The sequence below is a fragment of the Bradyrhizobium sediminis genome (assembly GCF_018736085.1).
Classification (GTDB): Bacteria; Pseudomonadota; Alphaproteobacteria; order Rhizobiales; family Xanthobacteraceae; genus Bradyrhizobium; species Bradyrhizobium sediminis.
Map to the genome: position 1 here is coordinate 3,062,768 of NZ_CP076134.1, position 15,853 is coordinate 3,078,620.

The window sequence follows — 15,853 nt, forward strand, 5'->3', positions numbered from 1 at the left end:
AGATCAACCTCAAGCCGGTGCATCCTCGCCGCCTTCGAACAGCTGGATCGGAGCGCCCGGCATGATGGTCGAGATCGCATGCTTGTAGACAAGTTGCGAATGACCGTCGCGCCGGAGCAGCAGGCAGAAATTGTCGAACCAGGTGACAATCCCCTGCAGCTTTACCCCATTGACCAGAAAGATCGTCAGTGGCGTTTTGGTTTTACGAACGTGATTAAGGAAGGTGTCTTGTAGATTTTGTGCGCGGTCTGCCGCCATTGTTTTTATCCCGCAGTCTTGTTTGCTTCTTTTTATTGAACCGATTGCTGCTCTCTAGCGGAGCCTCCCCCGGTTGCCGGCTTCCCCTGAGATCCCCCTCCGAGGGCGCGGCAGTGCGATTAGAAGGCAGGCGCGCTTTTTAGGCAAGCCAGTTCGCGCGCCAAGCCGGCGGAACACCGGGGCAATTCTCCGTAAAGGCCCGGAAAGAGATGAATTTTCTCAAGCAAATGCATGGAATAAGCGATCTAAGCCCGACTTAGCCGACCCCAAGCGCCTTCAGCTTGCGATGTAGCGCCGAGCGCTCCATGCCGACGAATTCCGCCGTTCGAGAGATATTGCCGGAAAAACGGCTGATCTGCGCGATCAAATAGTCGCGCTCGAACACTTCCCGCGCCTCGCGCAGCGGCAGCCCCATGATGTGTTCCCCGTTGTTGCTGGTCGGCATCGCCGGCACCATCGAGCCCACATCCTGCGGCAGCATATCGGCGGTTATGATGACCTCCGGACCGCCGCTGGCCAGAATCATCACGCGCTCGACATTGTTGCGGAGCTGCCGGACGTTGCCGGGCCAGACATGCGACTGCAATACCGCCATCGCATCTTGACCGATCTGGCGTTTCGGCAAGCCGGTCGCCACCGATATCTGGTCCATGAAATAGTCGATCAGTTCGGGGATATCCTCGCGGCGCTCCGACAGCGGCGGCACCCGGATCGGCACCACCGACAGCCGATGATAGAGATCTTCGCGGAACCGGCCTTCGGCGATCTCCTCCTCCAGGTTGCGTGCGGTCGAGGAAATGATGCGAACGTCGACGTGGACCTTGGTGGTGCCGCCCGAGCGCTGAAATGTCTGGTCGACCAGGACGCGCAGGATCTTGTTCTGGGTTTCCCGCGGCATGTCGCCGATTTCATCGATGAACAGGGTGCCGCCATGGGCTTCTTCCAGCGCCCCCGGCTTGCGCTGCTGCTCGCCGTTGGACTGCTCGATGCCGAACAGCTCGACTTCCATCCGCTCCGGCGTGATCGCCGCGGCGTTGATGACGACGAACGGACCTTCGGCACGGGTCGATAGGCCGTGCAGCGTGCGCGCCGCCAGTTCCTTGCCGGCGCCGGACGGGCCGACGATCAGGATGCGGCTGTTGGCCTTGGCGGCCCGCTCGATGGTCTGACGCAGCTGGTTCATGCAGGCCGAGCGTCCGGTCAGCACGCTGGCTGCCGGCGCCAGTTGCTTGAGTTCCTTCACCTCGCGCTTCAGCCGCGACGTTTCCAGCGCCCGCGTCGCCACCAGAATCAGCCGGTCCGACTTGAAGGGCTTCTCGATGAAATCGTAGGCGCCGCGCTTGATCGCCGCGACCGCCGTTTCGATATTGCCGTGACCCGAGATCATCACGACCGGCACGTCGGCATGGTCTTTCTTGATGGCCTCCAGGAGTTGCAGACCGTCGAGCTTGCTGCCCTGCAGCCAGATGTCGAGGAACACCAGATGCGGACGGCGATTGGCAATCTCCGCCAGCGCCGAATCGCTGTCGCGCGCGGTCCGGGTGGTGAATCCCTCATCCTCCAGAATGCCGGCGACCAGATCCCGAATATCCGCCTCATCGTCGACAATCAGAATGTCATTTGCCATGGGTCGCGCCTGTCTCGTCAGTTGCCTGTTGCGGCTTCGATTTTTGCTTGGTCGTTAGTCGTTTCAGTGGGCTCAATGGTTCCGGCTGCCGGCTGTTTTGTTTCGGCCGCCGGCTCCTTGGTCTCTGCCTTCGGGGCGTGGCCCGATATCGCAAACCGCAACCGCATCCAGGCGCCGCGCTGGCCCGGCCGGACGTCCGCGGCATCGTGGAGTTCGATCTTGCCGCCATGGTCTTCCAGTACGCGGCCGACGATCGCCAGACCAAGGCCGGTGCCCTTCTCCCGCGTCGTCACATAAGGCTCCAACAGACGCGCCCGGCTCACCTTCGGCAGGCCGATTCCGTTGTCGATGACGTCGATCACGATGTCGTCACCCTCACGCGCGGCAACGACCTCGATCCGGCCCTTGCCCAGCTCCTCCGCCGGAACGGCCTCGATCGCCTCCGTGGCGTTCTTGATGATGTTGGTCAGCGCCTGCGAAATCAGCCGCCGGTCGAACTGCGCCCGCATCGGGTCGTCCTTGATCTCGGCCTGAATGTCGATTTCGGGATGTCCGACCCGCATCAGGAACACCGCCTGCCGGACGGTGTCGGCGACATCCTCGCCTTCCATCACGGGCTTCGGCATCCGCGCAAAACGCGAGAATTCGTCGACCATCCGCCTGATATCGTCGACCTGCCGCACAATGGTATCGGTGCACTGTTCGAAGATGGCCTTGTCCTCGGTGATGGCCTTGCCGAACTTGCGGCGAATGCGTTCGGCCGAAAGCTGAATCGGCGTCAGCGGATTCTTGATCTCGTGAGCGATGCGGCGGGCGACGTCGCCCCAGGCCGAGGTTCGCTGCGCGGAGACCAGTTCGGTGATGTCATCCAGCGTGATGATGTAGCTGTCGCGCGACTGGCTGGTCTGCTCGGCGCTGACCCGGACCGAAAGGTTGCGCTCCTGGCCGTCGCGGTTGATCGTGATCTGGCCCTGCACCAGCCGCTGCGTTCCCTCGCGCGCGGTCTTCATCATGTCGTCTAGTTCGGGCAGCACATCCGACAGCGGATGATCCAGCGTCTCGGATTCCGCGTGCCCGATCAGCTTCTCGGCGGAACGATTGAGAATGCCGACGCTGCCGGAGGCATCGACGCCGATGATGCCGGCGCTCGCCGACGACAACACCGCTTCGATGAAGCGGCGGCGGCTGTCGATCAGATCGCTGGCGTTCACCAGTTCGTCGCGCTGGGTGCGCAGTTCCTGCGTCATCTTGTTGAAGGTTTCGCCGAGCTGCGCGAGATCGCCCTCCGACTTGTGGACCGGCACTTGCACGTGCAGATCGCCGGTCGAAACGATATTGGCGGCGTTCATCAGTCGCCGGATAGGCGCCACCAGCCAGTTGGCGAAATTCAGACCGATCAGCACCGAAGCCGTCAGGATGGTCAGCGCGATCACCGCGAACATCAGCGCGAACGCCACCTGAATGCCGAGCTTGCGCGATTCGATTTGGGCGTATTCGGCGACGCTCGCCTGGGTTTGCCTGAGTTGCGCCACCACTCGCGGATCAAGCAGACGCGCGACGTAGAGGAAGGTGTCGTTGAACGTCCGCAGCCGGATCACCGCAGCGACATAGTTCGCCTCGATGAAGACAGCGATCTGAGGTTCCGTTTCATCGACGCCCTTCAGAAATTCCGGCGCCGGCGTCGTGAAGGCCTGCTGGATGCCGGTTTGCGCCGTTTCCAGGATATTGCGGTCCTTGTCGATCAACATGGCGCCCGGCAGGTTGCGCGAGGCCGCGCTCTGCGTCAGCAGTTGGCGAAAGGTTCCGCGATCCTGGTCGAACAATGGCCGGGCGTTGGCGATATCGTTGGCCATTCCCAGAATATCGCCGCGAATGGCCCGCGCGTGCTCGTGCAGATAGGCGTTGGCCACGATCAGCGAATTCTGAATCACTTCCTTCGTCGGACCGGAAAATAGCCGGTCGAGGCCGCGATCGATGGTGATATTGGCGACGATGGCGACCAGTACGGCCGGCAACACCGCGATGACGGAGAACAGGCTGACGATCTGGACGTGCAGTCTCGCCGCCGCCCGGCCGCGGCGTCGGGCCTGGACCACTTGCCAGACCTCGCGAACGATGATGCCGACCAGGAGCAGGATGGTGGCGGCATTGATCAGCAGGAACGAATAGACGACCTCGCGGGTCGGCTCGATCGGCGTCAGGCCGGTGAGCACCACGAAGGTCAGGAACGCCGACAACAGCGCGGTGCCGACCGCAAACGGCGCCAGCCACCTCCGAAGGGGCGATCCCTTGGATTCGGTCAACGACGGATCGAACGATGGGACCGAAGTGTCTGCGCTGGTCATTCCGGCAAAGGTGCGAGCTGAAGGCCTTACGTCCGCCGGCAGCGGACTGATGCATTCATATCACAATGTTGCCGAATTGCGACAATTCCGCGGCGCAACCTACGAGCGGAACGCGCAATCGCTAGATCTTCACAACAACCGCGCGAAACGAACGAATTCCGCGCGCGAAATCACTAACCGCCGCTCCGATAAACCTGAATGTCGAGATCCCGGATCTTCTTCCGCAGCGTGTTGCGATTGAGGCCGAGCAGATCGGCGGCGCGGATCTGGTTACCCCGCGTCGCCGCCAGCGCGGCCGTGAGCAATGGAACCTCGATTTCCTTGAGAATGCGGTGATAGAGACCCGGCGGTGGCACGCCGTTCGGGAAGCCCGAGAAGTGCGACGACAGATAGGCTTCCACCGCGCCGCCGAGATTGTCGACGTTCTGGCTGGAACTGCCGCCCGAGGTCACGGCCGGAGGCGCCAGCTCGCCATCGATCACCGAACTGGTGATGACGTCCTGCGGATACAGCGCCGCAAGCCGGCGCGCGAGGTTTTCGAGTTCGCGCACGTTGCCGGGCCAGCGGTGCTGCTTCAGCCGCTCCAGCGCCAGCGTGTCGAGCTTCTTCGGCGGCAAGCCGTCCTTCTCGGCCAGCGAGAAGAAGTGTCGGATCAGATCGGGCAAGTCCTCGATCCGCTCGCGCAACGGCGGCAGCCGCAGCGGCACCACGTTGAGGCGGAAGAACAGGTCTTCGCGGAACAGGCCCTGCTGAATCAGGATCCGCAGATCCTTGTTGGAGGCCGCGACAATGCGCACGTCGGTCTTGATCGGGGTGCGGCCGCCGACGGTCGTGTACTCGCCCTGCTGGAGCACGCGCAGCAGGCGGGTCTGCGCTTCCATCGGCATGTCACCGATTTCGTCGAGGAACAATGTCCCGCCTTCGGCCTGTTCGAACCGGCCGGAGGCGCGGGTGTTGGCGCCGGTGAACGCGCCGCGTTCGTGGCCGAACAGCTCGGACTCGATGAGATCGCGCGGGATAGCCGCCATGTTGACGGCGACGAACGGGCCGTTGCGCCGCTTGCCGTAATCATGCAACGCGCGCGCGACCAGTTCCTTGCCGGTGCCGGACTCGCCGGAGATCATCACGGTGAGGTCGGTCTGCATCAACCGCGCCAGCACCCGGTAGATTTCCTGCATCGCCGGCGAGCGGCCGACCAGCGGAATGGAATCGAATTCGGAGTCGTCGGGGTGACTGGCCACCCTCTCCTTGGGCTCCGCCAGTGCGCGGCCGACGATGGTTATCAGCTCCTTGAGGTCGAACGGCTTTGGCAGATATTCATAGGCGCCGCGTTCCGACGCGCGGATCGCCGTCATGAAGGTGTTCTGCGCGCTCATGACGATGACCGGCAGATTGGGCCGCATCTTCTTGATCCGCGGCAACAGATCGAAGGCGTTCTCGTCAGGCATCACCACGTCGGTGATGACGAGATCCCCCTCGCCCTGGCTGACCCAGCGCCACAAGGTCGCGGCGTTCCCTGTCAATCGCACCTCATATCCGGCACGCGAGAGGGCCTGATTCAGAACCGTACGGATGGCGGTGTCATCGTCGGCTACAAGTATGCTACCTGCGGGCATTGTAATTCCTCATCTTGAGTCCTGTGAGGCATGCAACGGCGTCCCCGAAACGTCGTTACGGTTGCTTTGGTCGAAATGCTTGGCGGTGTTGAACATCGGCAGCAGCACGCGGAAGGTGGTTTTCCGCGGCTGGGATTCGCACTCGATGATGCCACCGTGATCGCCGACGATCTTCGCCACCAGTGCGAGCCCGAGGCCGCTGCCGGTCGGCTTGGTTGTCACGAACGGATCGAACAGGTTCGGCAGCAGGTCTTCCGGCACGCCGGCGCCATTGTCCTTGACGCAGAATTCGAGCGGCAGCGACACCCGCGATTTCTTGCCCGGCACCGACAGGCGCACACCCGGCCGGAACGCGGTGGTGAGCTGGATCTCCGCGTCGCTGCCGAGATCGACAACGGCCTCGGCGGCGTTTTTCACCAGATTGAGAAACACCTGGATCAGCTGGTCCTGGTTGGCCAGCACCGGCGGCAATGACGGATCGTAGTCTTCGACGAAGCGGATGTTGCGGGCGAAGCCCGACTGGGCAAGCCGCTTGACGTGGTCGAGCACCGAATGAATGTTGACCGGGCCGCGCGCCACCGGCCGGTCATCGCCGAACACTTCCATGCGATCGACCAGCGTGACGATGCGGTCCGCCTCGTCGCAGATCAGCCGCGTCAGCATGCGGTCTTCCGACGAAGCCGCCTGCTCCAGCAGTTGCGCCGCGCCGCGGATGCCGGACAGCGGGTTCTTGATTTCATGCGCCAGCATCGCGGCCAGCGCGATCACCGAGCGCGCCGCGCTTCGATGCGTCAACTGCCGGTCCATCTTGTCGGCGATGGTGCGTTCCTGCAGCATGACAACGATGTGGCCGGGCCGCTCGGTGAGCGGCGCGACATGGAGATCGACCTGGCGATCGCCACCAATCCGCGGCGTGCCCAGATCGACCTTGTATTCGTTGACCGGCGAGCCGCTGGCGCGCACCTGCTCGATCAGCGCCAGCAACGGACTGCCGAACGGCACCAATTCCTTGAGCGACTGGCGTTTCAGAAACTGGGTCGAAATCTCGAAGAAGGATTCCGCCGCCATGTTCGCATCGACGATCTTGCCGTCGGGCGCGACCAGCAGCACCGGATTGGGCAAGGCGTTGAGAATAGCCTCGCTGTCCGAGGGCACCGGCCGGCGATGTTCTGCGGCTGAACTCATGCAGCGGCACTCCATGCAAAGTCGTCGAATGCATCCCCGAGAGAGCGATGCACGCGGTGCGGATTGTCGGCGGTGAGAATTTTCTGGCGCCAGGTCTTCAGCGTCATCGCCGGCGCGCGGCTGCACTGGGCGGCGACTTCGAGGGCCCAGCCGAGATGCTTGCGCGCATGGCGCAGGCCGATGCGCAGGCCGTAATGGCTGCACACGTCATCGTAGAGGGCGCGGACGTAGTTGAGCTGATCGGCGAGCGATGGCTCCGATTCGGCCACACCGGTTTCGAGCCGGCGCCCGATCTGGCCGGGCAACCATGGCTGGCCCTGCGCGCCACGGCCGACCATGACCGCGTCGGCGCCCGACATTTCGAGTGCAGTCACCGCTTTCTCGAACGAGGTGATATCGCCGTTGACGACGAGCGGAATGCCGATCGCGTCCCTGACCGCGCGCACCGCGCCCCAGTCCGCCTCGCCCTTGTAAAACTGACAGCGGGTGCGGCCATGCACCGTGATCATCTGCACGCCGGCGGCTTCCGCGCGGCGCGCCAGTTCGGGCGCGTTGAGAGAACGATCGTCCCAGCCGAGTCGCATCTTCAGCGTCACCGGCACCTTCACAGCCGAGATCGTCGCCTCAATCAGCGTCAACGCGTGATCAAGATCGCGCATCAGGGCGGAGCCCGACTGGCCGCCGGTAACGTGGCGCGCCGGACAGCCCATGTTGATATCGATAATGTCGGCGCCTGAGGCCTCCGCGACCCGCGCGCCTTCCGTCATCCAACGGCTCTCGCAGCCCGCGAGCTGAACGACGTGGGGACCAATGCCGGTCGCCTCGCATCGCAGCAGGGACATAGGGCGGCCATTGACGAGATCATCGCTGGCAGTCATTTCGGAGACCACGAGTCCCGCCCCGAGGGCGGCGGTCAGGCGTCGAAACGGGGCATCGGTGACGCCGGACATCGGCGCGAGAAGAACCCGGTTGGCGATCTCAATATCACCTATTTTCAATGGCTTAGGATGTAAACATTCCAGGCCGGTCACGGACTTCTCGTCTTTCTGGCGGATGCAACATCGCAGCCGCCGGGGACCATAATGAGCACAATTCTTGTGCAGTCAAGTTTCATGCCTACACTTTAGACAGTTCTGACAATTGTGCAAGTGCACTGCAACAAAAAAGGCTTTTCCCACAGATATCGGGAATCTATCTGTTCTTAGCCCTCCGCCATGATAAGGGCATGGCGGAGCGAACCCGCGCTCCCCTCCATCAACCCCGAATCGTCAGTCATTGAAGCCAAATGCCCAGACCTGAGCGGACTGCAGCCATCCTTGTCGCAGCCGGACGCGGGCTTCGTGCCGGTTCGGGGGGACCCAAGCAGTATCGTTCGATCGGCGGAAAGACCGTAATCTTCCGGGCGATGGAGCCATTCTGCCGGCACCCCGATGTGTTTGCCGTGCAGCCGGTGCTTAATCCCGACGATACCGCCATGTTCAACGATGCCGTCAGCGCGTTGCGCCACGAACCGCCGGCCAATGGCGGGGCTACGCGGCAGGCCTCGGTGCATGCCGGCCTGGAAGCGCTCGCCAGCCAGAGGCCCGATGTCGTGCTGATTCACGACGCGGCGCGTCCGTTCGTCACGGCGGCGCTGATTTCGCGCGCGATCGACGCCGCCGGCCGCACCGGTGCGGCGGTTCCCGCCATACCCGTCGCCGACACCATCAAGCTCGTCGGCGAGACCGGCAACGTGGAAGCGACGCCAGAGCGCGCGCGGCTGCGTATCGCGCAGACACCGCAGGCGTTCCGCTTCGACGTCATTCTCGACGCCCACCGCCGCGCCGCGCGCGAAGGCCGCAGCGATTTCACCGACGACGCGGCGCTCGCGGAATGGGCGGGATTGACGGTAGCGACATTTGAAGGCGATCCTGCGAACATGAAACTGACCACCCCGGAAGATTTCGTCCGCGAAGAAGCCCGCCTCGCCGCCCAGCTCGGCGACATCAGGACCGGCACCGGCTACGACGTGCACGCCTTCGGCGACGGCGATCATCTGATGCTCTGCGGCGTGCGCGTGCCACACACCAAAGGCTTTCTCGCGCATTCCGACGGCGACGTCGGCCTGCATGCGCTGGTCGACGCCATCCTCGGCGCGCTGGCGGACGGCGATATCGGTTCGCATTTTCCGCCAAGCGACCCGCAGTGGAAGGGGGCTGCGTCCGACCGCTTCCTGAAATACGCGGTCGATCGCGTCACTGCGCGCGGCGGCCGCATCGCCAATCTTGAGGTCACGTTGATTTGCGAGCGCCCGAAGATCGGACCGCTGCGCGACACCATGCGGGCGCGGATCGCCGACATCACCGGGCTGAACATCTCGCGGATCGCGGTGAAAGCGACCACCAGCGAGCGGCTCGGTTTCACCGGCCGCGAGGAAGGCATCGCCGCCACCGCGAGCGCCACCATCCGCCTGCCCTGGAGCGACTGATATGAGCGGCAGCGACGCCCGCGCCCTCTCCCGCTCGCTGCTCGATCTCTGCCGGATGCGCAAGCTGACGATTGCGACCGCGGAATCCTGCACCGGCGGCATGGTCGCCGCCGCGCTGACCGATATTCCCGGCTCCTCCGACGTGATCGACCGCGGCTTCGTCACCTATTCCAATGACGCCAAGCGCGCGATGCTCGGCGTCAAGACCACGACGCTGGCGACCTTCGGCGCAGTCAGCAAGGAGACCGCAACCGCGATGGCGTTCGGCGCGCTGGAGAAGGCCGGCGTCGATCTCGCCGTCGCCATCACCGGGATCGCCGGCCCCGGCGGCGCCACCCCCGGCAAGCCGGTGGGCCTCGTCCATCTCGCCGTCGCCGCGCGCGACGGCCGCATCCTGCATCGCGAATGCCGCTTCGGCGCGATCGGCCGCAGCGCGGTGCGGCAGCGCTCGGTGGTCGAGGCGCTGCGCATGCTGACGGAGCTGGCGCGCGGCCCGCAGGCGCCCGCCAAGCCGCGGCGCGAGGCCGCCAGCCGGCTGCGTCCGCGCGTGGCGCGCTCGCCGCGCCGCAGCGCCGTCAAGCGCCGGCGCCCGCCGCGGGCGTAGTTAAGGCGACTTTCCGTAAACCGCGTCCGCGCGTTTTTCGAACGCCGCGGCAAAGCGATGGAACGCGGTGTCGAACATGGTTCCCATCAGGACGGCCAGCATCCGGCTCTTGAACTCGTAGGCGAGGAAAAACCCCACGTCGCAGTCGGTTTCGGATTTCGGTTCGAACGTCCAGCGGTTCTCGAGATTGCTGAACGGCCCTTTCAGATATTCGACCAGGATCTTCAGGTTGGGACGGTCGAGCGTCACCCGGCTGGTGAAGGCCTCCCGCACCAGCTTGAACGATACGGTCATGTCCGCGATCACCACCTCGGTGCCGTCGGGTTTCGGCGTCCGCTGCCGGATCTTGAGCGACTGGCACAGCGGCACGAATTCCGGATAGCGCTCGACATCGGCGACGAGATCGAACATCTGCGGCGCGCTGTGGTGAACCCGGCGCTTGCTGGAGAATTTCGGCATCGCGTAAAACTCAGCGGGCTAGCGCCGCGCGCGCCGCCTGCAGCTTCGCGAAATCATCGCCGGCGTGATGCGACGAGCGGGTCAAGGGACTCGCCGACACCATCAGGAAGCCCTTGGTGTAGGCGACTTTCTCATAGCCCTGGAATTCATCGGGAGTCACATAGCGCATTACGGCGTGATGCTTGCGGGTCGGCTGCAGATACTGCCCGATGGTCAGAAAATCGACATCCGCCGAGCGCAGATCGTCCATCACCTGCAGCACTTCATGCCGCTCCTCGCCGAGACCGACCATGATGCCGGACTTGGTGAAGATGGTGGGGTCGATCTCCTTGACCCGCTGCAGCAGCCGGATCGAATGGAAATAGCGCGCGCCCGGACGCACCGTGAGATAGCGCGACGGCACCGTTTCCAGATTGTGATTGAACACGTCGGGCTTGGCCTTCGCCACCACTTCCAGCGCGCCTTCCTTGCGCAGGAAGTCCGGCGTCAGGATTTCGATCGTGGTGCTTGGGCAGCGGGCGCGGATGGCGCGGATGGTCTGCGCGAAATGTTCGGCGCCGCCGTCGCCGAGATCGTCCCGATCGACCGAGGTGATCACGACATGGGCAAGTCCGAGCTTGAAGGTGGCTTCGGCGACGTGCTCCGGCTCGGACGCATCGAGCGCGCCGGGCATGCCGGTCTTGACGTTGCAGAAGGCGCAGGCGCGGGTGCAGGTGTCGCCCATGATCATGAAGGTGGCGTGCTTCTTGTCCCAGCATTCGCCGATGTTCGGGCAGCCCGCCTCCTCGCACACCGTGACGAGGCCGTTTTCCTTGACGATGTTGCGGGTGTCGGCATAGCCGCGGGTATTCGGCGCGCGCACCCGGATCCAGCCCGGCTTCGGCGGCGACAGGGCGTCGGGCCGGTTCACCTTTTCGGGGTGGCGCGGGCGGAGCGGCGTGGCGGAGATGGTATCGACGACAACGACCATGGAATGTCCATATCTTGGAAGTGCTTAGCTAATCCCCTTGAAGGGGAATCGCAACCGCCCGGCTTGTTGGCTGCCATGCTTTAGCATATTGGCTTCGCCCACGCATTCCGCCCTCCCCAAGCCCGGTTTGCAAACCTGATTTTGAATGGATCAAAGTCGCATATCCGCAACGCCACCCGTTCTCGGCAAACCGCTCAAGCGCGCGTTCTTTGCCCGCAGCGTGCATGAGGTCGCGCCCGACCTGATCGGCGCGACGCTTGTGGTCGACGGCGTCGGCGGCGTCATCGTCGAGGTCGAGGCCTATCATCACACCGATCCGGCGGCGCATTCCTTCCGCGGGCCGACACCGCGCAACCTGGTGATGTTCGGTCCGCCCGGCTTCGCCTATGTCTATCGCTCCTACGGCATCCATTGGTGCGTCAATTTCGTCTGCGAGAAAGAGGGCTCGGCCAGCGCGGTGCTGATCCGCGCGCTGGAGCCGACCCATGGCATTGCCACGATGCGCCGCCGCCGCGGCCTGCAGGACGCCCGCGCGCTGTGCTCCGGACCGGGCAAGCTGACCGAAGCGCTCGGGATTACCGGCAAACACAATGGACTGCCGCTCGATGCTCCGCCGATCGCGCTGCATGCGCGGGCGAAAAAGCCGGACATCGTCGCCGGCGTACGGATCGGGATTACAAAAGCGGTCGAACTGCCGTGGCGGTATGGACTGAAGGGGTCGAAGTTTCTCAGCAAGCCGTTTTGATATGAGGCGCGCTCCCGTCGCGATCCTGCGACCGCCATGACGACGGAGGGCGTGGCGCGTTGCATTTCAATGAATTTCCCAAACACACCCCCCGCGATCCCGCGGCGTGAAACGCCCGGGCTGTGCCTGAAGTCTCCGCCCAAAGAGGGCGTGGGGAATGCCGGGTGCCAGCGCACCCGCAGCCGCGTGTGCAGCAAAAAGCACACGCGTCAGCGACCGCAAGGTTCTGACCTCCTCACACCGGATAATGGCAAACCGCCTCGATCCGGTTGCCGTCGGGGTCCCTGAGGAACGCCGCATAGTACGAGGCGTGGTAGCTGCGCAGGCCCGGCGGGCCATCATCGCTGCCCCCGGCAGCGATGCCTGCATCCCAGAAGGCATCGACCTCGGTCCGCCATTTCGCCTTGAAGCACCAGTGGCGGCCCGGCGCATCATCGGGCTTCTCCCCTTTGCGGATCGAAATATAGATCCGCTCGGGATAGGCGGGCCGCGCCCGCTCGCCGTAGCCGAGCCAATCGTCGCGGCGGCCGACCTTGACCACGCCGAGCATCTTCATGATCGCGTCGTAGAACGGCTCGGCGGCCGATATGTCGGAGACGGTGATGGAGACGTGGTCCAGCATCTATCCGTCAGCTCGCGTTCCTGAGCCGCTCCAGCGCCTCGAGGATCTTGGCTTTCCTCGCCACCGCGGCTTCGCGCTTTTCTTTTTCTTCCTCGACGATTTCTTCCGGCGCGTTGGCAACGAATTTCTCGTTGGCAAGTTTGCCATCGACGCGCTTGATGTCGCCTTCCGCCTTCGCCAGTTCCTTGTCGAGCCGGGTCTTCTCCGCCGAAAGGTCGATCACGCCCTTCAGCGGCAGGGCCGCGACCTCGCCGCGCACCAGGAGTTGCACCGCGCCTTCCGGCGCGCGGTCGGCAAAGGAGATATCGGCAAGCCGCGCCATCCGCTTGACGACGTCGTTCCAGCGTTGCGCGCGCGCCTTCGTTTCAGGCGATGCGCCTGAAAGAACCAGCGGCGTCAGCGTCGCCGGCGTGATGTTCATTTCCGCGCGCACCGAGCGGATCGCGGTGACGAGATCGACCACCCAGCCGATCTCGGCTTCGGCGGCGGGATCGCTGAAGTCGGCGGCCTCCAGCGCCAGCAGCAACGGCGGCACCAGTGCATCGTTCGGGCTGGTCGTCGTCACCAAGGCCAGTTGCTCCGCCGTCAGGCCGCCGGCCTTGCGCGGCCATTCCGTCAATACCAGAAGCCCATCGCGCTTGGCCGTCACCGCCCAAAGTTCTTCGGTGATGAAGGGCATGAACGGGTGCAGCAGCTTGAGGATTTCGTCGCGCGCCCACGCCACCATGGCGCGGGTCTCGGCCTTGGCGGCGCCCTCCTCGCCCATCAGCACCGGCTTGGCGAGTTCGAGATACCAGTCGCAATAGACGTTCCAGACGAAACGGTAGATCGAGGCGGCGGCGTCATTGAAGCGGTAGGCTTCGATCGCTTCGGTCACCTCGCGCGTGGCGCGCGCGGTCTCGTGCGCGATCCAGCGGTTCAGCGTCTCCTTCGCCTCGGTGGCGTCGAAGTCCGGCGGCAAGGCGCAGCCGTTCATCTCGGCGAAACGGCAGGCATTCCATAGCTTAGTCGCGAAATTGCGGTAGCCCTCGACACGGCTCGAGGCGAGCTTGATGTCGCGGCCCTGCGCCGCCATCGCAGCCAGCGTGAAACGCAGCGCGTCGGCACCGTAATCGTCGATCAGGTGCAGGGGGTCGATGACGTTTCCCTTCGACTTCGACATCTTGGCGCCCTTCTCGTCGCGGACGAGGGCGTGGATGTAGACTGTCGGGAACGGCACGTCCTTCATGAAATGAAGGCCCATCATCATCATGCGGGCGACCCAGAAGAAGATGATGTCGAAGCCGGTGACGAGAACGTCGGTCGGATAATAGCGGTTCACATCCTCCTCGTCGTCGGGCCAGCCGAGCGTCGAGAACGGCCACAGCGCCGAGGAGAACCAGGTGTCGAGCACGTCCTCGTCGCGGGTGATGAAGCCTTCGCGCTTGGCCGGGTCGAGCGCCATCTCGCGCCCCTGCTCCGGCGTGATGACCTCCTGCTCGGCGTAATAGCCGAGCGCGTTGCCGACCGCTTCCTCTTCGGTCTCGGCGACGAACACCTTGCCGTCGGGCCCGTACCACGCCGGAATCTGATGGCCCCACCAGAGCTGGCGGGAGATGCACCAGGGCTGGATGTTTTCCATCCACTCGAAATAGGTCTTTTCCCAGTTCTTCGGCACGAAGGTGGTCGCCCCCGAACGCACCGCCGCGATCGCCGGCTGCGCCAGGGTTTTCGCGTCGACATACCACTGGTCGGTGAGGTACGGCTCGATGACGACGCCGGAGCGGTCGCCATGCGGCACCATATGCGTGTTCGGCTCGATCCGCTCCAGGAAGCCGAAATCCTCCAGCCGCGCCACGATCTGCTTGCGCGCGGCGAAACGCTCGACGCCATGCAGTTCGTCCGCAAACTGGCCAGCGCCTTCCGGCAGTCCGCGCAGATAGTCCTCGTTGTCGGCAAGGGCGAGGCAACCCTCCTGATCGAGCACGCTGATCTGCGCCAAATGGTGGCGGCGGCCGACCTCGAAATCGTTGAAGTCGTGCGCCGGGGTGATCTTCACCGCGCCCGAGCCTTTTTCGGGATCGGCGTAGTCGTCGCCGATGATCGGGATGCGGCGGCCAACCAGCGGAAGAATGACGTGCTGGCCGATGAGATGCTTCAGCCGTTCATTCTCGGGATGCACCGCGACCGCGCTGTCGCCGAGCATGGTTTCGGGGCGCGTGGTGGCGACGACGATGAAGGTCGCGGGATCGTCCGGATTGAAGGTCTTGCCCTCGATCGGATAGCGCAGATACCACAGGCTGCCCCTGACCTCGGTTTGCTGCACTTCGAGATCGGAAATCGCGGTCAGCAATTTCGGATCCCAATTCACCAGCCGCTTGTCCTTGTAGATCAGCCCTTCGCGATGCAGTTCGACGAACACTTTCGCGACCGCACGCGACAGGCCCTCGTCCATGGTGAAACGCTCGCGCGACCAGTCGCAGGAGGCCCCGAGCCGCTTCAGCTGGTTGACGATGACGCCGCCGCTCTCGGCCTTCCACTGCCAGACCCGTTCGAGGAATTTGGCGCGGCCCATGTCGCGGCGGCCCGGCTCCTGCCGCTCCATCAATTGCCGCTCGACCACCATCTGGGTGGCGATCCCCGCGTGATCGGTGCCGGGCTGCCACAGCACGTCGCGGCCGCGCATCCGCTCGAAGCGGCAAAGAATGTCCTGCAGGGTGTTGTTGAGCGCGTGCCCCATATGCAGCGAGCCCGTTACGTTGGGCGGCGGGATCACCACGGTGAACGGCCTGGCGTCGCGACGCTCGGGCCGTCCGGCCCGGAACGCCCCGCTTTCCTCCCAGATCCGGGCCATGCGGGTTTCGATATCGGCGGGCTGGTAGTTCTTCTCGATCATCGGGGTGCAATTCTCAGGGGCTATGGAACGGGCTAGAAAGCCGCCGGAACGCGCCAAGTCAACACGACAGGCACGCCGAA

At 64.2% G+C, this 15,853-nt stretch carries 13 protein-coding genes; 3 read left to right on the plus strand and 10 right to left on the minus strand.

What is annotated here, in order from left to right; all coding sequences use genetic code 11:
* Positions 1-9 precede the first annotated feature (9 nt).
* The 6 genes from hfq to dusB all read right to left on the minus strand — a co-directional run bounded on the left by hfq (position 10) and on the right by dusB (position 8,029).
* Positions 10-258 (minus strand): RNA chaperone Hfq, encoded by a 249-nt coding sequence (gene hfq / locus KMZ29_RS14890; RefSeq protein ID WP_006020546.1) that lies wholly within the window; start codon positions 256-258, stop codon positions 10-12.
* Between the two features lie 256 nt (positions 259-514).
* A complete protein-coding gene (gene ntrX, locus KMZ29_RS14895) occupies positions 515-1,885 on the minus strand; it encodes a nitrogen assimilation response regulator NtrX (protein ID WP_215619975.1) in 1,371 nt (456 codons plus the stop codon).
* 17 nt (positions 1,886-1,902) lie between these two features.
* Positions 1,903-4,230, minus strand: a complete 2,328-nt coding sequence (locus KMZ29_RS14900) for a sensor histidine kinase NtrY-like (protein ID WP_215619976.1) — start codon at positions 4,228-4,230, stop codon at positions 1,903-1,905.
* A gap of 173 nt (positions 4,231-4,403) precedes the next feature.
* Positions 4,404-5,846 (minus strand): nitrogen regulation protein NR(I), encoded by a 1,443-nt coding sequence (ntrC, locus tag KMZ29_RS14905; protein WP_215619977.1) that lies wholly within the window; start codon positions 5,844-5,846, stop codon positions 4,404-4,406.
* Between the two features lie 9 nt (positions 5,847-5,855).
* Positions 5,856-7,031 carry a two-component system sensor histidine kinase NtrB gene (locus KMZ29_RS14910; RefSeq protein WP_215619978.1) on the minus strand — a complete coding sequence of 392 codons (1,176 nt, stop codon included), beginning with the start codon at positions 7,029-7,031 and terminating at the stop codon, positions 5,856-5,858.
* Entirely contained in the window at positions 7,028-8,029 is a 1,002-nt protein-coding gene (gene dusB, locus KMZ29_RS14915) for a tRNA dihydrouridine synthase DusB (protein WP_215624276.1), read from the minus strand. The genes KMZ29_RS14910 and dusB overlap by 4 nt, the downstream gene beginning before the upstream one ends.
* A gap of 287 nt (positions 8,030-8,316) precedes the next feature.
* Between dusB and KMZ29_RS14920 the strand changes: the two genes are divergently transcribed.
* Both KMZ29_RS14920 and KMZ29_RS14925 read left to right on the plus strand, forming a co-directional pair.
* Positions 8,317-9,498, plus strand: a complete 1,182-nt coding sequence (locus tag KMZ29_RS14920; protein WP_215619979.1) for a bifunctional 2-C-methyl-D-erythritol 4-phosphate cytidylyltransferase/2-C-methyl-D-erythritol 2,4-cyclodiphosphate synthase — start codon at positions 8,317-8,319, stop codon at positions 9,496-9,498.
* A gap of 1 nt (position 9,499) precedes the next feature.
* Positions 9,500-10,102 carry a CinA family protein gene (locus tag KMZ29_RS14925; RefSeq protein ID WP_215611820.1) on the plus strand — a complete coding sequence of 201 codons (603 nt, stop codon included), beginning with the start codon at positions 9,500-9,502 and terminating at the stop codon, positions 10,100-10,102.
* Here KMZ29_RS14925 and KMZ29_RS14930 read toward each other — a convergent pair whose 3' ends face one another.
* Positions 10,103-10,561 carry a type II toxin-antitoxin system RatA family toxin gene (locus KMZ29_RS14930; RefSeq protein WP_215619980.1) on the minus strand — a complete coding sequence of 153 codons (459 nt, stop codon included), beginning with the start codon at positions 10,559-10,561 and terminating at the stop codon, positions 10,103-10,105.
* 10 nt (positions 10,562-10,571) lie between these two features.
* Complete coding sequence (gene lipA / locus KMZ29_RS14935) at positions 10,572-11,531, minus strand: lipoyl synthase (protein ID WP_215619981.1); 960 nt, start codon at positions 11,529-11,531, stop codon at positions 10,572-10,574.
* A 145-nt stretch (positions 11,532-11,676) separates the two neighbouring features.
* Here lipA and KMZ29_RS14940 point away from each other — a divergent pair, with 145 nt between their 5' ends.
* The gene (locus KMZ29_RS14940; RefSeq protein WP_215619982.1) at positions 11,677-12,276 is read left to right on the plus strand and encodes a DNA-3-methyladenine glycosylase; all 600 of its coding nucleotides are present in this window, start codon (positions 11,677-11,679) and stop codon (positions 12,274-12,276) included.
* Between the two features lie 235 nt (positions 12,277-12,511).
* On the opposite strand, the gene KMZ29_RS14945 is transcribed toward KMZ29_RS14940, so the two are convergent.
* Positions 12,512-12,898, minus strand: coding sequence for a VOC family protein (locus KMZ29_RS14945; RefSeq protein WP_215619983.1), 387 nt, complete (start codon positions 12,896-12,898; stop codon positions 12,512-12,514).
* 7 nt (positions 12,899-12,905) lie between these two features.
* Positions 12,906-15,773 (minus strand): valine--tRNA ligase, encoded by a 2,868-nt coding sequence (locus tag KMZ29_RS14950; protein ID WP_215619984.1) that lies wholly within the window; start codon positions 15,771-15,773, stop codon positions 12,906-12,908.
* Positions 15,774-15,853 lie beyond the last annotated feature (80 nt).